This window comes from Cellulomonas sp. FA1 (assembly GCF_000986825.1).
Taxonomy (GTDB): Bacteria; Actinomycetota; Actinomycetes; order Actinomycetales; family Cellulomonadaceae; genus Cellulomonas; species Cellulomonas iranensis.
On the sequence record NZ_LBMY01000001.1, the window covers coordinates 784,733 to 806,092 of the forward strand.

Here is a 21,360-nt window from a genome sequence, read left to right on the forward strand (position 1 = left end):
GGTGGCGCGGCGGAGGAGGTGGCTCGCCCGTGGAGGGTCCGACGACGCTCGCCGACCTCGTCGCGCTCGCGCGCGAGCGCCGTCCGGGGGAGTCGCTCCGTTCCCTCGCGCGGGCCGCGCAGGACGCCGGCTTCGCGGTCGTGCACACGACGATCGCCGGGATCGCGTCCGGCAGGTACGACTCCGTGCCCTCGCCCGAGACCGTGCGCGCGCTCGCGTGGCTCGCGGGAGTGGACGAGGACCGCGCCATGGCGGCCGCGGCGCTCCCCGTGCCCCGCGAGCCGCTCGCGGACGCGCTGCCCGCGGGCGTCGACGCGCTGGGGCCGCGCTCGCGACGTGCCGTCGTGGAGGTCGCGCGGGCGCTCGTGCGTGCCGAGGGCGCGGCGGGCGGCGCCGCCGACGGGCGGCTGGCCGCGGCGGTGCGCGACGAGGTCGCGCGCCGGCATGCCGCGCACGAGCTGCCCGCCCGGTTCCTGGTGCTGCCCGTGGACGACGCGGTCGAGGCCGTGCTGCGGGCCGCGCCCGAGCACGTCGCGGGTCTGGTCGACGCGACCGTCCTCGGGACGACGTGGGACGCGACGGCCGAGGGCTGGGCGGCGCGCGCCGGCGAGCCGGACCTGCCGCCCGTCCCGGACGCCGACTGAGCGCGCGTCGGACGTCCCGGGACGTCCGCACGCCCACCCGCCCGTCGGGCGGCGTCACGGCCTGTGGAGGGCCGGAGCGCGCGGCCGGTGGGGCGGGCTACCGTCGCCGCGTGGTGGAGCACCCCTGGCGGCGGCTGCGCGCCATGCCGCACGTGCGCCTGGTCTGGCGGCGGCTGCCGGGGGTCCTGGGGCTCACCGACGGGCGGTCGGTTGTCGTGCTGCACCCGGACCAGTCGCAGGCGCAGCGCCGGTGCACGCTCGCGCACGAGCTCGCCCACATCGAGCTCGGGCACGTGGGCGGCTGCACGCCGGCGCAGGAGCGTGAGGTGCGGGCGCTCGTCGCGCGCCGCCTGGTGCCCGACGACGCGCTGCTCGCGGCGTGGCGCTGGACGCGCCACCCGCGCGAGCTCGCGGACGAGCTCGGCGTGGACGTGGCGACCGTCCTCGACCGGCTCGCGGGCCTCGACGAGGCCGGGCGCGCCCGCCTGCGCGCGGTCGACGACGGCGTCGCGTGACGTGCGCGCGGCCGGCGGTCGCGGCGCCCGTGCCGACGTCCTAGCGTGGGACGTGCGGCGCCGCACGGGCGGCGCGACGTCCATCCAGCGGAAGTCCCCGGGAGGTCACCATGACGGAGTCGCAGGACCGCGCGAGCCGGCTGGCCGAGGCCAAGCGCCTCGTGACCCAGGAGCTGCACAAGCAGGGCACGCCCGAGTACGACCCGCGCGCGTACGAGCGCGCCGTCGAGGCCGAGCGCAAGGCCGCCGAGGCGCTGCGCGCGCAGCAGGGCTGACGCGTCGGGCACCTGCCGGGCGTCCGGTGGTGACGAGGGGCGGTCCGCACGGCCGCCCCTCGTGGCGTGTCGGGGTGCGCGCGCGGGGGAGCCGACGCGCTACGATGTATCTCGACATCAAGATATAAGTGCACGACGGCCCGGTGGACGCCGGGCCCGCGCCGCGGCGCGCGCACCTAGGCTGGTGCGTCGGCCGCCCCCACCGCCGGGCACCCCCAGACGAGCCCGGCACTCGCCAGCGAAGGAGCACCCGTGAGCAGCGTCGACAGCTTCGGATCGAAGGGCACCCTCGAGGTCGGTGACGCCTCGTACGAGATCTACCGCCTCTCCGCCGTCCCCGGCGTCGAGCGCCTGCCGTACAGCCTCAAGATCCTCGCCGAGAACCTGCTGCGCACCGAGGACGGCGCCAACATCACGGCCGACCACGTGCGCGCGCTCGCCGGCTGGGACCCCGACGCCCAGCCCGACACCGAGATCCAGTTCACGCCCGCGCGCGTCATCATGCAGGACTTCACCGGAGTGCCCTGCGTGGTCGACCTCGCCACGATGCGCGAGGCGGTCGAGGACCTCGGCGGCGACGCGTCCCGCATCAACCCCCTCGCGCCCGCCGAGCTCGTGATCGACCACTCGGTGCAGATCGACGTCGCCGGCCGGCGCGACGCGTTCGAGCGCAACGTCGAGCTCGAGTACGAGCGCAACCGCGAGCGGTACCAGTTCCTGCGCTGGGGCCAGACCGCGTTCGACGACTTCAAGGTCGTCCCCCCGGGCACCGGCATCGTGCACCAGGTCAACATCGAGTACCTCGCGCGCGTCGTCATGGTCCGCGACGGCAAGGCCTACCCCGACACGTGCGTCGGCACCGACTCGCACACCACCATGGTCAACGGCCTGGGCGTGCTCGGCTGGGGCGTCGGCGGCATCGAGGCCGAGGCCGCGATGCTCGGCCAGCCGGTCTCGATGCTCATCCCGCGCGTCGTCGGCTTCAAGCTCACGGGCGAGATCCCCGCGGGCGTCACCGCGACGGACGTCGTCCTGACGATCACGCAGATGCTGCGCCAGCACGGCGTGGTCGGCAAGTTCGTCGAGTTCTACGGCGAGGGCGTCGCCTCGGTGCCGCTCGCGAACCGCGCGACCATCGGCAACATGAGCCCCGAGTTCGGCTCGACGGCCGCGATCTTCCCGATCGACTCCGTCACGCTCGACTACCTGCGCCTCACCGGCCGCAGCGAGGAGCAGCTCGCGCTCGTCGAGGCGTACGCGCAGGAGCAGGGCCTGTGGCACGACCCGTCGCGCGAGCCCGTGTTCTCCGAGTACCTCGAGCTCGACCTGTCGACCGTCGTGCCGTCGATCGCCGGGCCCAAGCGCCCGCAGGACCGCATCGAGCTCTCGCGCGCCAAGGAGCAGTTCCAGCGCGACCTGCCGACCTACGCGCCCGAGGTGCTCAACGGCGTCGACGAGGCCGAGCGCGAGTCGTTCCCCGCGTCCGACGCGCCGGCGATCACCGACACCGCGGCGCGCCGCTACCCGGTCACCGACTCCGAGGGCCGCGAGTTCGACCTCTTCCACGGCGCGGTCGCGATCGCGTCGATCACGTCGTGCACCAACACGTCGAACCCGTCGGTCATGCTCGCGGCCGCGCTGCTCGCCAAGAACGCCGTCGAGGCGGGCCTGAGCGCACGCCCGTGGGTCAAGACGTCGATGGCGCCCGGCTCGCAGGTCGTCACGAACTACTACGAGAAGGCCGGCCTCTGGCCCTACCTCGAGAAGCTCGGTTTCCACCTCGTCGGCTACGGCTGCGCGACGTGCATCGGCAACTCCGGCCCGCTCGACGAGAAGGTGTCCGAGGCCGTGCAGGAGCACGACCTCGCGGTCGCCGCCGTGCTCTCGGGCAACCGGAACTTCGAGGGGCGCATCAACCCCGACGTGAAGATGAACTACCTCGCGTCGCCGCCGCTGGTCATCGCGTACGCGCTCGCGGGCACCATGGACTTCGACTTCGACAGCGACCCGCTGGGCCGCACCGAGGACGGCCACCCGGTGTTCCTGCGCGACATCTGGCCCACGCCCGAGCAGGTGCAGGCGACCATCGACGCGTCCATCGACCGCCAGATGTTCACCGACGACTACGCCGACGTGTTCGCCGGTGACGACCGGTGGCGCTCGCTGCCCACGCCCGAGGGCGACACGTTCGCGTGGGACGCCGACTCGACGTACGTGCGCAAGCCCCCGTACTTCGAGGGCATGGGCGCGACGCCCGAGCCGGTCACCGACATCGCCGGTGCACGCGTGCTCGCCAAGCTCGGCGACTCGGTCACGACCGACCACATCAGCCCCGCCGGGTCCATCAAGGCGGACTCGCCGGCCGGGCAGTACCTCGCCGAGCACGGCGTCGAGCGCCGCGACTTCAACTCCTACGGCTCGCGCCGCGGGAACCACGAGGTCATGATCCGCGGCACGTTCGCGAACATCCGGCTGCGCAACCAGCTCGTCCCGGGCGTCGAGGGCGGTTTCACGGTCAACCACCTCACGGGCGAGCAGACGACCATCTACGACGCGTCGGTCGCCTACCAGGACGCGGGCGTCCCGCTCGTCGTGCTCGGCGGCAAGGAGTACGGCTCGGGCTCGTCGCGCGACTGGGCGGCCAAGGGCACGCGCCTGCTGGGCGTGCGCGCGGTCATCACCGAGTCGTTCGAGCGCATCCACCGCTCCAACCTCATCGGGATGGGCGTGCTGCCCCTGCAGTTCCCCGAGGGCGAGTCGGCCGACTCGCTCGGGCTCGACGGCACCGAGACGTTCGACGTCTCCGGCGTCACGGCGCTCAACGAGGGCACCACGCCGCGCACGGTCCGCGTCACGGCGACCAAGGCCGACGGCACCGTCGTCGCGTTCGACGCGGTCGTGCGCATCGACACCCCCGGCGAGGCGGACTACTACCGCAACGGCGGCATCCTGCAGTACGTGCTGCGCTCGCTGGTCGCCTGACCCGACCCGCACGCACCGACGGCCCGTCGGCTCCCGCGAGGAGCCGGCGGGCCGTCGTCGTGCGGTCGTCGTGCGTCCCGACACGCCGCGCAGGCGTGCCGCTCAGCCCGCGGCGACCTGCGCGGCCGTGTGCCGGCCCACCTCGGCCAGCACGGGGTACTCGTCCGGGTGCGCCAGCAGCACCGCGACGTACGACGCCGCCCACGCCCGCGCCCGGGCCCAAGTCGCGGCGTCCCAGCCGCGCATCTCCTGCGTCCGCGCGACGAACGCCGCGCGTCCCGCCGCGTCGAACGTCATCCAGGCCGTCGCGAGGTCGCTCGCCGGGTCGCCCGCACCCAGGTCGCCGAAGTCGATGAGCCCCGTGAGGTGCGCGCCGTCGGCCACCAGGTTGCCGGGGTGCGGGTCGCCGTGCACCCACACCGCGGGGCGGTCCCACACCGGGGCGTCGACGCCCGCGTCGAGGGCGGCGCGCAGCGCGGCGACGTGCGGCAGGTCGTCGGTCGTGCGGGCACGCATCGTCTCGACGCGGTCGGCGAGCGGCACGCCCCGGTACGGGTTGCGCGGCGCGTCCGCGGGCGCGGGCACGTGGAGCGCCGCGAGCGCGTCGGCGAGCTCGGTCGCCCACGCGGCGCGGGGCGCGACGGGCAGCGCGGCGACCTGCGTCCCCGTCAGCCACGGCACGACGCTCCACGACCACGGGAACCCGCGGCCCGGGCGGCCCGTGCGCACCGGGGCGGGCACGGGCACGGGCAGCTGCGGCGCGAGGACGGCCAGCCAGCGCTGCTCGCGCTCGACCAGCGTCGAGGACAGGTCCCGCACCGGGAACCGGAGCGCGAGCGCGTCGCCCAGGCGCCAGGTCACGTTGTCCCAGCCGAACACGCGCCCGTGCAGCGGGAGGTCCGCGAGGTCGGGGTGCTGGTCGACCAGCAGCGCGCGGGCCAGGTCGGCCGTCACGTCGACCTGGATCTTGGGGTGGGGGGCGGCGGTCACGCGGCGACGGTACGAGAGCGTGACGGGCGACGTCGAACCGTCGCTGCCGCGCAGCCGCTCACGGCGTGACGGGGCGGGACGTGTCCCACGGCACCGACCAGCCCGCGGCGTCGAGCACGCCCGCGAGCACGAGCGCGGTGAACCCCCACACCACGACGCCGCCGTCGAGCTCGAACGCCGGGGTACGGACGCGACCGCGGGCGACGGGGTGCACGACGACCCCGCGGCGGGCGGGGTCGACGAGGTCGGCGACGGGAGCCCGGAACACGTCGACGGCCTCGCGGTGGTCCACCGCGGCGACGCGCGACGGCGTCCGCCACCACGCGAGCACGGGCGTGACGAGGTTGTCGCTCACGGGCAGCGGCACGTCTGCGAGCGTGCCGAGCACGTCGACGCCCGACGGCTCGAGACCGGTCTCCTCGACGGCCTCGCGCAGCGCCGCCCCGACGGGGCCGTCGTCGCCCGGGTCGATGCCGCCCCCGGGGAACGCGACCTGGCCGGGGTGATGCGACATCGTGGCCGAGCGGCGCTGCAGCAGCACGTCGAGGTCGGCCGGCACGCGCGCCGCGCCGGGGGAGCGGGCGGGCACGGCGTCGAGCGCGCCGAACAGCACGAGCACGGCCGAGCGGCGCGTCGTCGTGCCGTCCGGCGCGAGCCGCGACGGTGCGCTCGGCCAGACGACGCCGTCGCGCGCGACCCGCTCGAGGTCGGCGCGCGCGTCCCGCGAGGGCCGCGCCCCGGCGGCCGACGTCACGCGCGCGCCCGCACCTGCGCGGCGAACGCCGTGAACGTCGCGGCCGCGGCGGGCGCCATACCGGGCAGGACCCGCGCGCCGTCGGCGCGGATCCGTTCGGCCTCGCCGTCCTCGAGGTCGGCCGCCATCTCGGGCGTCGCGAGCCACAGGTCGAGCATCGCTGCGTCGAGCTCGGGGTGGAACTGCAGCCCCAGCGCGCTGCCCGCACGGAACGCCTGCACGGGCGTCGCGTCGGTCTCGGCGAGCAGCGTCGCACCGGGCGGCAGGTCGACCGCGTCGCCGTGCCAGTGCAGCACGGTGGGCGTCGCGCCGGCGGCGCCGAGACCGCTCAGCACGGGGTCGTCCGCGACGACCCGCACGGGCGCGAAGCCGATCTCGCGCGCGCTGCGCCGGTGCAGGCGAGCGCCGAGCGCCAGCGCGAGCAGCTGGTGACCCAGGCACACGCCGAGCACGGGCACGTCGGCGTCGACCGCGGCCGCGAGCAGCGTGCGTTCCGCGGCGAGGCCGGGGTGCCCGGCCACGTCGTCGGCGTCCATCGGGCCGCCCATCACCACGAGCCCCGCGAGCTCGTCGGGCCGAGGCAGGCGCGGGTCGGGCTCGTCGAGGACCGTGCGGACGCGGTACGGCACGTCGAGCGCGCGCGCGACCGCGCCCGGCCCCTCGTGCGGGGCGTGCGTGAGCACGAGGACCGGGCGCACGCCGGTCACCAGCCGTCGGGCAGCGGGCGGCCCTCGGCGTAGCCGGCCTCGGACTGGATGCCGACGACCGCGCGCTCGTGCAGCTCCTCGAGCGTCGTCGCGCCGACGTACGTCGCGGCCGAGCGCACGCCCGACGTGATGTGGTCGAGCAGGTCCTCCACGCCGGGGCGGCGCGGGTCGAGGTACATGCGCGAGTGCGAGATGCCCTCCTCGTACAGCGCCTTGCGGGCGCGGTCGAACGCCGACCCGCCCTGCGTGCGCGCCGCGACGGCCCGCGCCGAGGCCATGCCGAAGCTCTCCTTGTAGAGCCGGCCGTCGCCGTCGGTGTGCATGTCGCCGGGCGACTCGTGCGTGCCCGCGAACCACGACCCGACCATGACCTGCGACGCCCCCGCCGCGAGCGCGAGCGCGACGTCGCGCGGGTGCCGCACGCCGCCGTCGGCCCACACGTGCTTGCCGAGGCGCCGGGCCTCGGCCGCGCACTCGAGCACGGCCGAGAACTGCGGACGGCCGACGGCGGTCATCATGCGCGTCGTGCACATGGCGCCCGGGCCCACGCCGACCTTGACGATGTCCGCGCCCGCGGTGACGAGGTCGCGCACGCCCTCGGCGGTCACGACGTTGCCCGCGACGACCGGCACCTGCGGGTCGAGCGAGCGGACCGCGGCGAGCGCGTCGAGCATCTTGCGCTGGTGTCCGTGCGCGGTGTCGACGACGAGCACGTCGACGCCCGCGTCGAGCAGCTCGGCGGCCTTGGCGCGCACGTCGCCGTTGATGCCGACCGCGGCCGCGATGCGCAGCCGGCCCTGCGCGTCGAGCGCCGGGGTGTAGATCGACGAGCGCAGCGCGCCGACGCGCGTGAGCACGCCGACCAGCCGCCCGTCGTCGACGACGGGCGAGAACCGGCGGCGCTCGCGGTGCAGCTGCTCGAACGCGTCCCGCAGGCCCTGCGTGCCGCCCTGCTCGACGACCGCGAGGTCCACGGTGGTCGGGTCGGGCGTCATCACCTGGTCCACCTGCGTGAACATGTCGACGCCGCCGCAGTCCGCGGCCGTCACGACGCCCACCGGGCGGCCGTCGTCGACGACGACCGCGGCGCCGTGCGCGCGCTTGGCGATGAGCGTCAGCGCGGTGTGCACGGTGTCGTCGGGCGCGACGACCGTCGCGGTCTCGACCACCGGGTGCCGCTGCTTGACCGATGCGACGACCTTGCGGACCACCTCGGTGGGCGTGTCCTGCGGCAGCACCGCGATGCCGCCGCGACGCGCGACCGTCTCGGCCATGCGACGGCCCGCGACGGCGGTCATGTTGGCGACCACGATCGGGATGGTCGTGCCGGTGCCGTCGGACGACGCGAGGTCGACGTCGAAGCGGGACGTGACCTCCGAGCGGGACGGGACGAGGAAGACGTCGCCGTAGGTGAGGTCGGACGCGGCCGTGTGGCCGGGCAGGAAGCGCATGGGTGATCCCCTTTCCGAGGCATCCTACCGGCCGTCCCGCGGCGTCCCCGGGCGGCGCGAGCGGCTCCCGGCGCGTGCGCCGCGAGCGTCCGGGACGTGCGGGGGCGCCTGCCGGGCGCGCCGGTAGGCTCGCGCGCATGCTCGTCGCGCTCACCGGGGTCGGCCTGTCGGCCGCCGCCGGGCTCAACGCGTACGTCCCGTTCCTGGTGGTCGCGCTGCTCGCGCGGTTCACCGACCTGGTCGTGCTGCCGGCCGGTCTGACGTGGATGGAGAGCGGCTGGGCGATCGGCGTCGGGGCCGTGCTGCTGCTCACCGACGTCGTGCTCGACAAGGTGCCGCTCGTCGACACCGTGAACGACGCCGTGCAGACCGTGATCCGGCCCGCGTCGGGCGCCGTCGTGTTCGCGGCGACGTCGGCCGCCCAGGACCTCGAGGGATCGGCGTGGGTGCGCGACAACCCGTGGGTCCCGGTCGTCGCGGGCGTCGTCGTCGCGCTCGTGGTGCACGCCACCAAGGCGACCGTGCGGCCCGTCGTCAACGCGAGCACGGGAGGCCTCGGCGGCCCCGTCGTCTCGACCGTCGAGGACGGCGCCGCCGTCGGCCTCAGCCTGGTCGCGGTGCTGCTGCCGGTGCTCGTGCTCGTCGCGCTCGCGGCCGGTGCCGCCGTCGTCGTGCTGCTGCTGCGGCGTCGGCGCGCGCGACGGCGCGGGCCAGCGGCGCAGGACGAACCGGTCGCCGGGTCCTAGAGTGGGACGTCCGGCACCCGCCGGGTGACGCCCGGTGACGGGCAGGACGAGGAGGACCACGTGGGGATGCTCGAGCGCATCTCGTCGCCGCAGGACCTGCGTCGGCTCTCGACGCACGAGGTGGACGAGCTGGCCGCCGAGATCCGGGCCTTCCTGGTCGACCAGGTCTCCCGGACCGGTGGGCACCTGGGGCCGAACCTCGGCGTCGTCGAGCTGTCGATCGCGCTGCACCGCGTGTTCGACTCGCCGCGTGACGCGATCGTGTTCGACACGGGTCACCAGGCGTACGTGCACAAGCTCCTCACGGGACGGCAGGACTTCTCGTCGCTGCGGCGCCGCGACGGCCTCTCGGGCTACCCGAGCCGCGCCGAGTCCCCGCACGACGTCGTGGAGAACTCGCACGCGTCGACCGCGCTGTCGTGGGCCGACGGCATCGCCAAGGCGCGCCAGGTGCGCGGCGAGACCGACCGGCACACGGTCGCCGTCATCGGCGACGGCGCGCTCACGGGCGGCATGGCGTGGGAGGCGCTCAACAACATCGCGGCCGACCCGGACCGCCGCGTGGTCGTCGTCGTCAACGACAACGGACGGTCCTACGCGCCGACGATCGGCGGGCTCGCGCAGCACCTCGACTCGTTGCGCACGACGCAGGGCTACGAGTCGGTGCTGTCGTGGGGCAAGACGACGCTGCGCCGCTCGGGGCCGCCCGGGCGTCTCGCGTACGAGGCGCTGCACGGCCTGAAGAAGGGCATCAAGGACGTCGTCGCGCCGCAGGGCATGTTCGAGGACCTGGGCCTGAAGTACGTGGGCCCGGTCGACGGCCACGACGAGCAGGCGGTCGAGCGGGCGCTGCGCAGCGCGCGCGCGTTCGGCGGGCCCGTGATCGTGCACGTCATCACCGAGAAGGGGCGCGGGTACACGCCGGCCGAGCAGGACGTGGCCGACCGGTTCCACGCGGTCGGGCGCATCCACCCCGAGACGGGGCTGCCGCTCGCGCCGTCGCGCTTCGGCTGGACCAGCGTGTTCGCCGACGAGATCGTGCGGATCGGCCGGCGTCGGCCCGACGTCGTGGCCATCACCGCGGCGATGCTGCAGCCCGTGGGGCTCGCACCGTTCGCGGCCGAGTTCCCCGAGCGCGTGTTCGACGTCGGGATCGCCGAGCAGCACGCCGCGACGTCCGCGGCCGGCATGGCGTTCGGCGGCCTGCACCCGGTCGTCGCGGTGTACGCGACGTTCCTCAACCGCGCGTTCGACCAGGTGCTCATGGACGTCGCGCTGCACCGCGCGGGCGTCACGTTCGTGCTCGACCGCGCCGGCATCACCGGCGACGACGGTGCGAGCCACAACGGCATGTGGGACCTCGCGATGCTCTCGATCGTCCCGGGTCTGCGCCTCGCCGCGCCGCGCGACGAGGCGACGCTGCGCACGGCGCTGCGCGAGGCGGTCGACGTCGACGACGCTCCGACGGTCGTGCGGTACCCGAAGGGTGCGATGGGCGACCCGATCCCGGCGCTCGAGGACGTCGACGGCGTCGACGTGCTGGCCCGGCACGACGGCGGCGCGTCGCGCGTGCTGGTCGTGGGGGTCGGGGCCATGGTGCCGACCGCGCTCGCGGTGGGCGAGCTGCTCGCCGGGCACGGCGCCACGGTCACCGTGGTCGACCCGCGCTGGGCGCTGCCCGTGCCGTCGGCGCTGGTCAAGCTCGTCGACGAGCACGACCACGTCGTGACGGTCGAGGACGGCCTCGTGGACGGCGGCATCGGTGCGCTGCTGGGGCAGCGCGCGCGCGAGGCCGGCGTCGCGACGCCCGTGCAGTCGTTCGGCGTGCCCGCGCGGTTCCTCGACCACGCGACGCGCGACGAGATCGTGGCGGAGCTGCGGCTGGGCCCGCACGACGTCGCGGCGGACGTGCTGACGGCGCTGCGCGCGCGCGACTGAGGGGGCCGCGGCGCGCCTGGCGGCGAGCAGGCGGCAGGTCGGTAGGTTTCCCTGTGGCCGGGGTCACGGGTGCTCCTGACCGTGCGAGGACCGAGGTCCCAAGACATCCCATCATTTGCTCAATAGCGTCGTGACATCGGCCCCGACGCAGGGAGTAGTCAGATGTCCATCACCGCTGTACCCAGCGACCGCAGCGACACCGCCGTACCCGCGGCCTGGGAGGGCTTCACCACCGGGCCGTGGACGGACCACGTCGACGTCCGCGACTTCATCCAGCGGAACTACACGCCGTACACCGGCGACGCGAGCTTCCTCGCCGGCCCCACCGCCCGCACCACGGGCATCTGGGACAAGCTGTCGGCGATGTTCCCCGAGGAGCGCGAGAAGGGCGTCTACGACGTCGACGCGACGACGCCGTCGACCATCACCGCCCACGCGCCCGGCTACATCGACGAGGGCAACGAGGTCATCGTCGGCCTGCAGACCGACGCGCCGCTCAAGCGCGCGATCATGCCCAACGGCGGCTGGCGCATGGTCCAGACGTCGCTGGAGACCTACGGCTACGAGGCGCCGCAGGAGATCATCGACATCTTCACCAAGTACCGCAAGACGCACAACGACGGCGTCTTCGACGTGTACCCCCCGAACGTGCGCGCCGCGCGCTCGTCGCACATCATCACGGGCCTGCCCGACGCGTACGGCCGCGGCCGCATCATCGGCGACTACCGCCGCGTCGCGCTCTACGGCGTCGACCAGCTCATCGCCGCGAAGAAGCTCGAGAAGGCCTCGCTCGACATGGAGCGTTCGGTCGAGGACGTCATCCGCGACCGCGAGGAGCTCGCGGAGCAGATCCGCGCGCTCGGCGAGCTCAAGCAGATGGCGGCGTCCTACGGCTACGACATCTCGCAGCCCGCGACCAACGCGCGCGAGGCCGTGCAGTGGCTGTACTTCGCGTACCTCGCCGCCGTGAAGGAGCAGAACGGCGCGGCCATGTCGCTCGGTCGCACGTCGACGTTCCTCGACGTGTTCCTGCAGCGCGACCTCGAGTCGGGTGCGCTGACGGAGGAGCAGGCGCAGGAGATCATCGACGACTTCGTCATCAAGCTGCGCATCGTGCGGTTCCTGCGCACGCCCGAGTACGACAGCCTGTTCTCGGGCGACCCGACCTGGGTGACCGAGTCCATCGGCGGCATCGGCGAGGACGGGCGCCCGCTCGTCACCAAGACGTCGTTCCGGTACCTGCAGACGCTGTACAACCTGGGCCCGGCGCCCGAGCCGAACATGACCGTGTTCTGGAGCGAGCGGCTGCCCGAGGGCTTCAAGCGGTACTGCGCGCAGGTGTCCATCGACACGTCTGCCGTGCAGTACGAGTCCGACGAGCTCATCCGCGCCTCGTGGGGCGACGACGCGGCCATCGCGTGCTGCGTGTCCCCGATGCGGGTCGGCAAGCAGATGCAGTTCTTCGGTGCGCGGGTCAACCTCGCCAAGGCGCTGCTCTACGCGATCAACGGCGGCCGTGACGAGATCTCCGGCAAGCAGGTCGCGCCGGTGTCCGCGCCCGTCGAGGGCGAGGTGCTCGACTACGACGACGTCATGGCCAAGTTCGACAAGACCATGGACTGGCTCGCCGAGACGTACGTCGACGCGCTGAACTGCGTGCACTACATGCACGACAAGTACGCGTACGAGCGCATCGAGATGGCGCTGCACGACCGCACCATCCTGCGGACCATGGCCTGCGGCATCGCCGGCCTGTCGGTCGTCGCGGACGCGCTGTCGGCGATCAAGCACGCGAAGGTCACGCCGCTGCGCACGGCCGACGGCCTGATCACCGAGTACGCGATCGACGGCGACTTCCCGACGTACGGCAACGACGACGACCGCGCCGACGACATCGCGGTGTGGATCGTGCGGCGCTTCATGGAGAAGATCCGCGCCGTCCCGACGTACCGCAACGCGCTGCACACGCAGTCGGTGCTGACGATCACGTCGAACGTCGTCTACGGCAAGGCCACCGGGTCGACGCCCGACGGCCGCAAGGCCGGCGAGCCGTTCGCCCCGGGCGCCAACCCGATGAACGGGCGCGACACGCACGGCATGCTCGCCTCGGCGCTCTCGGTCGGCAAGCTGCCGTACTCCGAGGCGCAGGACGGCATCTCGCTGACCTCGTCGATCGTCCCCTCGGGCCTCGGCCGCGAGAAGGACGAGCAGGTGACGAACCTGGTCGGCCTGCTGGACGCGTACATCCTGTCCTCCGGCTACCACATGAACGTCAACGTGCTGAACCGCGAGACGCTCCTGGACGCCATGGAGCACCCGGAGAACTACCCGCAGCTCACCATCCGGGTCTCCGGCTACGCCGTGAACTTCGTGCGGCTCACGCGCGAGCAGCAGCTCGACGTGCTGTCCCGCACGTTCCACGGCGCGGTCTGACCCACCGGTCCCCGGCCCGGCGCGCGCAGCGCCGGGCCGGGCGACCACCGACGTACCCTCGCAGCACCCACCCGACGACAGCGTGGAGGTCACCGTGACCACGACCGTGCAGGACGGCGCACCCGTCGTGCCGCTCGGCGTCCCGCTCGTCGGCGGGTCGCACACCCGCACCCAGGGCCACGGCACCGCGGGCCTGGAGACCACCGAGGCGGAGCGCTCCGAACGGCTCGCCGCGGTCCGCGAGGGCCGGCTCGGGTCGGTCCACTCGTGGGAGCTCGTGACCGCGGTCGACGGCCCCGGCACGCGCCTGACGATCTTCCTGTCGGGCTGCCCGCTGCGGTGCCTGTACTGCCACAACCCCGACACCATGGAGATGCGCCGCGGCACCGACGTCGCGGCCGACGAGCTCCTGGCCCGCATCGCGCGCTACCGCGGCGTGTTCAAGGCGACCGGCGGCGGCGTCACCATCTCGGGCGGCGAGCCGCTCATGCAGCCCGCGTTCGTGCGCCGGCTGGTCCGCGGCGCGGCCGCGATGGACGTGCCGGTCGCGATCGACACGTCGGGCTTCTTCGGCGCGCACGCGACCGACGAGATGCTCGACGACGTGTCGCTCGTCCTCCTGGACGTGAAGTCCGGCGACCCCGAGACGTACAAGCGTGTCACCGGCCGCGAGCTGCAGCCCACGCTCGACTTCGGCCGCCGCCTGTCGGCCCGCGGCACCCGCATGTGGATCCGGTTCGTGCTCGTGCCGGGCCTGACCGACGCGCCCGAGAACGTCGCGGCCGTGGCGGACTACGTCGCGTCGCTCGGCGAGGCCGTCGAGCGGGTCGAGGTGCTGCCGTTCCACCAGATGGGCCGCGACAAGTGGTCCGAGCTGGGCATGCGCTACGAGCTCGACGACGTCGAGCCGCCGTCGCGCGAGGCCGCCGAGGCCGTCCGCGACGTCTTCCGCGCGCGCGGTCTGACGACGTTCTGACCCCACCCTCGGCCCCGTGAGAGTGCGATCCAGTCGTCGCCCTCGTGCCCTTGAGAGTGCGATCCAGTCGCCAACCTCATGTCCGTGAGAGTGCGATCGAGTCGTCGCCACCCCGGGACCGTGACCACCAGAGCGCGATCGGGTCTGGCGGCGAGGGCGACGGCGGACGCGGTGGTCACCACCTCTGGCGAGCCAGCACGACCCCGGCGTGCCGGATGAGCTCGGCGACGGCTCTCTCGAGCGCGTTGCGGCTCCCGAGGACGTCGCCCCGGTGGACCCCGATGACGGTCCAGCCGAACCGGATCCGCAGGTCGTCCCGTCGACGTTCGTCGGCCCGTCGCTGCGCCACCGTCCGGTGATGGTGCTCGTCGCCGTCGTACTCGACGCCGACGCGGGCGTCGCGGTAGCCGAGGTCCAGACGGTAGACCTCGCGACCGCCGCGGCGGATCGAGATCTGCGCCTCGGGCCGGGGAAGGCCGGCCTCGAACAGCCGCAGGCGGAGCCAGGACTCGCCGGCCGACTCGGTCTGCGGTTCGCAGAGCTCGATGAGCCGACGGGCGCGCGCGATGTTGCGTGCCCCGGGCAGCTCGCGCGCGCGACGCATGAGTCGTGCGGGGTCGACGAGACCCGCGTGCGCGAAGGCGTCGATCGCGGCGAGGCCGATGTACCCGGGTGCGTACCGGGCGAGATCCAGCGCCGTGCGTTCGGCCGTCGTGGCGGGTATGCCACCGAGCTCGGTGACATCGGCCGCGGGCAACACGCCGGTCCAGCACTGCTGCCCGGGCCGTCGGACGCGAGGCACGGCCGTCGGGACGATGCACTGCAGGCGGGGTGGCGCAAGGTGCTGCCCGGGGGCGCGCGTGTCGACACCGTGCAGCCACGCAGCGGTCTCACGGCACACGGCGGCACCGCGGGGCAGCACCGTGCTGATCGCGCAGGCCCGTGTGGCGGGATCCTCGAGCAGGTCCCGACGGACGAGCACGCTCCGGAACAGCTGGACGTACCGTCCCGACGTGATGAGCCGGTGGCTGGCGGCCCAGGTGGAGCCGGTGGCGCGGAGGTGACGCATGTCGAGCACGGGGGCGTCCTGCATCCGCCCACGGTCGCGGTCACCGGGCCCGGAGGTGCACAGGGGGCTCGCGGCCGTGGACGTCTCTGCCGCACACCGACTCTGAGGGCGGCTCGGGGCATCGGTGACCACGGCGCGGCGCGCTCACGGCGACCCGGTCGCTGGATCGCACTCTCGCGAGCGGGTGAGTGGGCGTGCGGCGACGCGGTCAGCTGGATCGCACTCTTGCGAGTGTGGTTGGGGTGGGCGTGTGACTGGATCGCACTCTCGCGGGAAGGGTGGGGTGGTGGGCGAGGGCGGTGCGGTGACTGGATCGCACTCTCGCGAGAGTGGGCGGGGGTGGGCGAGGGCGGTGCGGTGACTGGATCGCACTCTCGCGGGAGGGGGAGGGAGGGGGCGGGTCAGGGGCGGGGGACGTTCGCGACCCCGTCGGGCAGCAGCCGACGTCCCAGGACGCGCTCGGCGTAGCCGCGGCGGTCCAGGTACGGCGTGATGCCGCCGAGGTGGAAGCCCCAGCCGGCGCCGAGGATCATGCACAGGTCGATCTGCTGCGGCGTCGCGACGACGCCCTCGTCGAGCATGTGCCCGATCTCGACCGTGAGCGCCGTGAGGACGGCGTCGAGCACGCCGGCCTCGTCGAGCGGCGTCGCGTCGGCCGCGCCCTCGCGGGCCGCGTCGAACACCGACTGCACCGCGGGGTCCACGCGCTTGGGCAGCCCGCGGGCCGCCGCCGGACGCACCACGGGCGTGCCCTCGGCGACGAGCTTCTCGAGCCCGGGGGAGCGCGGGAACCGGTCGCCGAGGTCGTCGCGCAGCGACGTCAGCACGTGCAGGCCGACCGCGGGTCCCACGAGGTCGAACAGCTCGAACGGCGGCATCGGCAGGCCCAGCGGGTCGAGCGCACGGTCCGCCACCTCGACCGGCGTGCCGTGCTCGACCGCGTCGACGATCACGCCGAGCAGCAGCACCAGCAGCCGGTTGACGACGAACCCGGGGCGGTCCCGCACGAGCACCGCGGTCTTGCGCAGCTGCGCCGCGACCGCGAACCCGGTGGCCAGCGCCTCGGCCGACGTGTGCTCGGCCTGCACGACCTCGACGAGCGGCATCGCCGCGACCGGGTTGAAGAAGTGCAGGCCGACGACGCGCTCGGGGTGGCGCAGGTCGGCGGCCATGCGCGTCACCGACAGGGCTGACGTGTTGGTCGCGAGCACCGCGTCGGGCGCGACCACGTCCTCGAGCTCGGCGAGCACGCGCTTCTTGAGGTCGAGGACCTCGGTGACCGCCTCGATGACGAGGTCGCAGTCGGTGAACACGGCGATGTCGGTCGAGCCCGTGACCTGGGCGGTGATGCGGGCACCGGCGTCGGAGGTCATGCGGCCGGACGACACGAGCCGCTCGACCGTCGAGCGGACCGTCGCGAGCCCGTGCGCGACGCGCTCCTCGTCCAGGTCGCGCATCACGACCGGGACCCCGAGCCGCTGCGCGAGCAGCAGCGCGATCTGCGCGGCCATGAGCCCGGCACCGACGACGCCGACGCGCGTGACCGGCCGGGCGAGCGCGCGGTCCGGGGCGCCGGTCGGCCTGCGGCCGGCCTGCACGAGCCCGAACGCGTACACGCTCGCGCGCATCTCGTCGCTCATGATGAGGTAGGCCAGCGCCTCGTCCTCCGCCGCGAACGCGGTGTCGCGGTCGGCGTCGCGCGCGGCCTCGAGCAGGTCGAGCGCGCGGTAGGGGGCGGGGCGCGAGCCGTGCACCACGGCGTCCAGGTGCCGGCGCGCACCGTCGACGACCGTGCGCCAGGTCGCGGCGTCGTCGAGCGGCCGCCGCGGCACGGTCACGTCGCCCGCGAGCACGCGCGCCGCCCAGCGCACCGACTCCTCGAGGAAGTCCGCGGGGTCGAGCACGACGTCGACGAGCCCGATCTCGGCGGCCTGCTGCGCCGTGAACGGCTTGTTCGCGGCGGGCCGGGTGAGGACCACGTCGACGGCCCGCTCGATCCCGACGAGCCGCGGCACGAGGTACGCGCCGCCCCACCCGGGGACGAGGCCCAGCCCGGTCTCGGGCAGCGCGAGCGCCCGCACGTCGGCCGACGCCGTGCGGTAGTCGCAGTTCAGCGCGACCTCGAGCCCGCCGCCGAGCGCCGCGCCGTTGACGAACGCGAACGTGGGCACCCCCAGCTCGCCCAGCAGCCGGTACGCGGCGTGGCCGCCGCGCCCGAGCGCGAGCGCGTCGTCGCGCGACGTCACGCCGGCGACCTGCGTGAGGTCGGCGCCCGCCGCGAGGTAGTACGGCTTGCCGGTGACGGCCAGGGCCGCGATCTCGCTGCGTGCGGCGCGCGCCTGCTGCGCGCGCAGCACCTCGGCGAGCTCGGCGACGCCGCGCGGCCCGAGCGTCGTGGGCTTCGTGTGGTCCAGCCCGTTGTCGAGCGTCACCAGCGCGAGCGTGCCGAGCCCGCCGGGCAGGCGGACGTCGCGGACCAGGGCGTGCGTGACGCGCTCCTCGCGCGGCGCGGTCGTGCTCATCGGGCGGCCTCCTCGCCGGTGAAGTGGGGGTTCTCCCAGACGACCGTGCCGCCCTGCCCCAGGCCGACGCACATCGTCGTGAGGCCGTAGCGGACGTCGAGGCGCTCGGCGAACTGCCGCGCGAGCTGCGTCATGAGCCGGACGCCCGACGACGCGAGCGGGTGTCCGACCGCGATCGCGCCGCCGTACGGGTTGACGCGGGGGTCGTCGTCGGCGATGCCGAACGCGTCGAGGAACGACAGCACCTGCACCGCGAACGCCTCGTTGATCTCGACGAGCCCGACGTCGTCGATCGTCAGGCCCGCGCGCTCGAGCGCGCGGCGCGTCGCGGGCACGGGCCCCAGGCCCATGACCTCGGGCTCGACGCCCGCGTACGCGAACGACACGAGCCGCATGCGCACCGGCAGGCCCAGCTCCTCGGCGACGTCCTCGGCGGCGAGCAGGCAGGACGCGGCGCCGTCGGTCAGGGGAGCCGAGGTCGCGGCGGTGACGCGCCCGCCGGGGCGGAACGGCGTGGGCAGGTCGGCGACCGCGGCGAGGGTCGTGCCGGGTCGCGGCGGCTCGTCGGCGGTCGCCAGGCCCCAGCCGCGCTCGGGGTCGCGCAGCGCGACGGGCACGAGGTCGGGCTCGATGCGCCCGGACGCCAGCGCCGCGGCGTACCTCTCCTGGCTCGCGACGCCGTACGCGTCGGCGCGCTCCTTGGTCAGCTCCGGGAACCGGTCGTGCAGGTTCTCGGCCGTGACGCCCATGTTGAGCGCGTCCGGGGCGACGAGCCGCTCGGCCAGGAAGCGGGGGTTCGGCTCGGCGTCGAAGCCCATGGGGTGGTGGCCCATGTGCTCCACGCCGCCCGCGATCGTCACGTCCTGCGCGCCGACCCCGATCGCCGCGGCCGTGGTCGTCACGGCGGTCATGGCCCCGGCGCACATCCGGTCGATCGCGAACCCCGGGACGGTCGGGGGCAGGCCCGCGAGCATCGCGACCGTGCGCCCGAGCGTCAGGCCTTGGTCCCCCTGCTGCGTGGTCGCGGCGAGCGCGACGTCGTCGACGCGCTCGGGCGGAAGCTGCGGGTGGCGGCGCAGCAGCTCGCGCACGGTCCGCACGGCGAGGTCGTCGGCGCGGGTGTGCGCGTACAGCCCGTCCTTGCGGGCGCGCCCGAACGGGGTGCGGACCCCGTCGACGAAGACCACGCTGCGGCCGTGCTGCGACCGGGCGGGGGCGGGGGAGGTGCTCGGCATCTGTCCTCCTGGGGGACGGCGGTGTCCGGTGGAGCGCGCGAGGTGCGTCGTCGCGTGGCCGGGACTATGGTCCCTGGACGCACGAAGTTACTCAAGAGTAACAGCGGCGGACCAGCGCGTTCCCGCGGCACCACCGAGCATGCCGGAGCATGCCCCCGACGGCGCGTCAGGAGGCCGCCGAGGAGGCGTCGCCGGGCTCAGGCCGTGGCGAAGGCCGTCGCGAGCCGGTCCGCGAGCAGCTCGACCTGCCACGCGCGCGCACCGCCCGCCGTCAGCGTCGCCGCGACCGCCGCGGCGTCCAGCGGGGCCGGCGGCGACCAGCACAGCCGCCGCAGCAGGTCCGGCTGCAGCAGGTTCTCGACGGGCACCGTGTGCTGCTCCGAGAGCTCGGCCACCACCGCGCGCGCCGCCGCGAGACGCGCGGCCGCCGCGGGGTCGCGGTCCGCCCAGGCCCGCGGCGGCGGCGGGCCGTCGCTCGCGGGACCGCGCGTCGCCGGCAGCTCGGCCTCGGGCAACGCGGTGGCGCGGTCGATCGCGCCCTGCCACAGCGCGGCACGTCGACGCGTGCCCTTGCCCATGAACGCCGGCAGGGCCGTCAGCTGGCCCACCGTGCGGGGCATCGCCTGCGCCGCGGCGACGATCGCCGCGTCGGGCAGCACCCGGCCGGGGGAGATGTCCCGCTCGCGCGCGTTGCGGTCCCGCGTCGCGTACAGCTCGCGCACCACCGCGAGCCGGCGGGCGTCACGGATCGTGTGGAGGCCCGACACCCGCCGCCAGGGCTCGGCGCGCGGCGCCGGCGGGGGCGCGGTGCGCACGGCCTCGAACTCCTGACGTGCCCACTCGGCCTTGCCGGAGACGGCGAGCCGCTCGGCCAGGACCTGACGCACCTCGACGAGGACCTCGACGTCGAGCGCCGCGTAGCGCAGCCACTCGGGGGGCAGCGGACGCGTCGACCAGTCGACCGCCGAGTGCTCCTTGGCCAGGCCCAGCCCGAGCGTGTCCGCGACGACCGCCGCGAGGCCGACGCGCTCCATGCCCAGCAGGCGCGCCGCGAGCTCGGTGTCGAACACGCGCGACGGTCGCATGCCCTGCTCGGCGAGCCCCGGCAGGTCCTGCGACGCCGCGTGCAGCACCCACTCGACGCCCACGAGCGCGTCGGACAGCGCCGACAGGTCCGGCAGGGCGATCGGGTCGATCAGCGCCGTGCCCGCGTCCTCGCGTCGCAGCTGCACGAGGTACGTGCGCTGGCCGTAGCGGTAGCCCGACGCGCGCTCGGCGTCGACCGCGACCGGGCCCGTCCCGGCGGCGAACGCCGCCACGGTCGCGGCCAGCGCCGCCGGCGTGTCGATGACCGGCGGCACGCCGTCGGCGGGCTCGAGCAGCGGGACCACCCGCGGCGGGGTCGGCTCGGCCTCGGGCTCCTCGTGCGACACCTCGGCCTCCATGACCTCCACCGTAGGTGACGCGGGCGGTGCGTCCGCGCAGGCCGCGCGCGCGTCGCGCGTCGTGCTCGTCACGCGCGCGGCCGCACCGGGGTCAGTCGATCAGGCCCGTGCGGATCGCGATGGCCACGAGCTCGGCGCGGTCGCCCGTGCCCAGCTTGCGGGAGATGCGCGCGAGGTGGCTCTTGACCGTGAGCGCGGACAGGCCGAGCTCCTCGCCGATGCGCCGGTTCGTGTTGCCCTCGGCCACGCGCGCCAGGACGCTGAGCTCGCGCGCGCTCAGCTCCGCGGTGGGAGCGGCGGGCACGGGCGCCGGCGTCGGCGGCGCGGGGCGGACCGGCGCCGCCGCGGGCTCGGTCGTCGACGCGACACCCCCGCGCAGCCCGCCCGTGAGCAGCGCGGAGAGCTCCCCGCGACCCGCGTGGCGCGCGAGCACGACCACGCGGTGGGCGCCGCGGCGCTGCAGCGTGCGCACGAGCGTGCCGCCCTCGCCGTCGGCGATCTGCGTGACCACGACGCACATCGGGTTGCGCGCGGGCGTCGACGGCGGCACGCGCCGCGACGTGGGCACGCCGGTGAGAGCGGTCGCGCGGCGGGCCTGCAGTTCACGGGCGTCGCGGCGGAGGGGCTCGATGGTCACGCCAGACCATCGGCAGGAAGGCCCGTCCACTTGAGGGAGAA

General features: G+C 74.8%; 17 protein-coding genes. 8 read left to right on the forward strand and 9 right to left on the reverse strand.

The window, feature by feature from the left end:
* Window positions 1-29 precede the first annotated feature (29 nt).
* The 4 genes from GY42_RS18040 (at window position 30) to acnA (ending at window position 4,416) form a co-directional block, all read left to right on the forward strand.
* Window positions 30-644 carry a hypothetical protein gene (locus tag GY42_RS18040; protein ID WP_052748188.1) on the forward strand — a complete coding sequence of 205 codons (615 nt, stop codon included), beginning with the start codon at window positions 30-32 and terminating at the stop codon, window positions 642-644.
* A 110-nt stretch (window positions 645-754) separates the two neighbouring features.
* Window positions 755-1,159 (forward strand): ImmA/IrrE family metallo-endopeptidase, encoded by a 405-nt coding sequence (locus GY42_RS03475; protein ID WP_052748189.1) that lies wholly within the window; start codon window positions 755-757, stop codon window positions 1,157-1,159.
* Window positions 1,160-1,269: 110 nt separating this feature from the next.
* Window positions 1,270-1,434 (forward strand): hypothetical protein, encoded by a 165-nt coding sequence (locus GY42_RS03480; RefSeq protein ID WP_046528270.1) that lies wholly within the window; start codon window positions 1,270-1,272, stop codon window positions 1,432-1,434.
* 252 nt (window positions 1,435-1,686) lie between these two features.
* A complete protein-coding gene (gene acnA / locus GY42_RS03485) occupies window positions 1,687-4,416 on the forward strand; it encodes an aconitate hydratase AcnA (protein ID WP_046528271.1) in 2,730 nt (909 codons plus the stop codon).
* A 102-nt stretch (window positions 4,417-4,518) separates the two neighbouring features.
* Here acnA and GY42_RS03490 read toward each other — a convergent pair whose 3' ends face one another.
* From GY42_RS03490 to GY42_RS03505, 4 genes are read right to left on the reverse strand one after another with little or no spacing between them, the layout of a single operon-like run.
* Window positions 4,519-5,406 (reverse strand): aminoglycoside phosphotransferase family protein, encoded by an 888-nt coding sequence (locus GY42_RS03490; protein WP_046528272.1) that lies wholly within the window; start codon window positions 5,404-5,406, stop codon window positions 4,519-4,521.
* A gap of 58 nt (window positions 5,407-5,464) precedes the next feature.
* The gene (locus tag GY42_RS03495; RefSeq protein WP_046528273.1) at window positions 5,465-6,160 is read right to left on the reverse strand and encodes an NUDIX hydrolase; all 696 of its coding nucleotides are present in this window, start codon (window positions 6,158-6,160) and stop codon (window positions 5,465-5,467) included.
* Window positions 6,157-6,858 (reverse strand): type 1 glutamine amidotransferase, encoded by a 702-nt coding sequence (locus GY42_RS03500; RefSeq protein ID WP_046530495.1) that lies wholly within the window; start codon window positions 6,856-6,858, stop codon window positions 6,157-6,159. Before GY42_RS03500 ends, GY42_RS03495 begins: the two co-directional genes overlap by 4 nt.
* A gap of 5 nt (window positions 6,859-6,863) precedes the next feature.
* The gene (locus GY42_RS03505; protein ID WP_046528274.1) at window positions 6,864-8,318 is read right to left on the reverse strand and encodes a GuaB1 family IMP dehydrogenase-related protein; all 1,455 of its coding nucleotides are present in this window, start codon (window positions 8,316-8,318) and stop codon (window positions 6,864-6,866) included.
* A gap of 137 nt (window positions 8,319-8,455) precedes the next feature.
* On the opposite strand from GY42_RS03505, the gene GY42_RS03510 reads away from it, so the two are divergent.
* The 4 genes from GY42_RS03510 (at window position 8,456) to pflA (ending at window position 14,411) form a co-directional block, all read left to right on the forward strand.
* The gene (locus GY42_RS03510; protein ID WP_046528275.1) at window positions 8,456-9,064 is read left to right on the forward strand and encodes a DUF4126 domain-containing protein; all 609 of its coding nucleotides are present in this window, start codon (window positions 8,456-8,458) and stop codon (window positions 9,062-9,064) included.
* 60 nt (window positions 9,065-9,124) lie between these two features.
* Window positions 9,125-11,002 carry a 1-deoxy-D-xylulose-5-phosphate synthase gene (dxs, locus tag GY42_RS03515; protein WP_046530496.1) on the forward strand — a complete coding sequence of 626 codons (1,878 nt, stop codon included), beginning with the start codon at window positions 9,125-9,127 and terminating at the stop codon, window positions 11,000-11,002.
* A gap of 162 nt (window positions 11,003-11,164) precedes the next feature.
* Window positions 11,165-13,435, forward strand: a complete 2,271-nt coding sequence (pflB, locus tag GY42_RS03520) for a formate C-acetyltransferase (protein ID WP_046528276.1) — start codon at window positions 11,165-11,167, stop codon at window positions 13,433-13,435.
* A 94-nt stretch (window positions 13,436-13,529) separates the two neighbouring features.
* On the forward strand, window positions 13,530-14,411 hold the full coding sequence (gene pflA, locus GY42_RS03525) for a pyruvate formate-lyase-activating protein (protein WP_082131681.1): 882 nt from the start codon (window positions 13,530-13,532) through the stop codon (window positions 14,409-14,411).
* A 175-nt stretch (window positions 14,412-14,586) separates the two neighbouring features.
* Here pflA and GY42_RS18045 read toward each other — a convergent pair whose 3' ends face one another.
* The 5 genes from GY42_RS18045 to GY42_RS19985 all read right to left on the reverse strand — a co-directional run bounded on the left by GY42_RS18045 (window position 14,587) and on the right by GY42_RS19985 (window position 21,319).
* Window positions 14,587-15,504 carry a type IV toxin-antitoxin system AbiEi family antitoxin gene (locus GY42_RS18045; RefSeq protein WP_052748190.1) on the reverse strand — a complete coding sequence of 306 codons (918 nt, stop codon included), beginning with the start codon at window positions 15,502-15,504 and terminating at the stop codon, window positions 14,587-14,589.
* Between the two features lie 377 nt (window positions 15,505-15,881).
* Window positions 15,882-18,002, reverse strand: a complete 2,121-nt coding sequence (locus tag GY42_RS03535; RefSeq protein ID WP_046528277.1) for a 3-hydroxyacyl-CoA dehydrogenase NAD-binding domain-containing protein — start codon at window positions 18,000-18,002, stop codon at window positions 15,882-15,884.
* Window positions 17,999-19,237, reverse strand: a complete 1,239-nt coding sequence (locus GY42_RS03540; protein WP_046528278.1) for a thiolase family protein — start codon at window positions 19,235-19,237, stop codon at window positions 17,999-18,001. Before GY42_RS03540 ends, GY42_RS03535 begins: the two co-directional genes overlap by 4 nt.
* 197 nt (window positions 19,238-19,434) lie before the next feature.
* Window positions 19,435-20,682 (reverse strand): HRDC domain-containing protein, encoded by a 1,248-nt coding sequence (locus GY42_RS03545; RefSeq protein ID WP_046530499.1) that lies wholly within the window; start codon window positions 20,680-20,682, stop codon window positions 19,435-19,437.
* 91 nt (window positions 20,683-20,773) lie between these two features.
* Window positions 20,774-21,319 carry a helix-turn-helix transcriptional regulator gene (locus tag GY42_RS19985; RefSeq protein WP_269082296.1) on the reverse strand — a complete coding sequence of 182 codons (546 nt, stop codon included), beginning with the start codon at window positions 21,317-21,319 and terminating at the stop codon, window positions 20,774-20,776.
* Window positions 21,320-21,360: the final 41 nt, after the last annotated feature.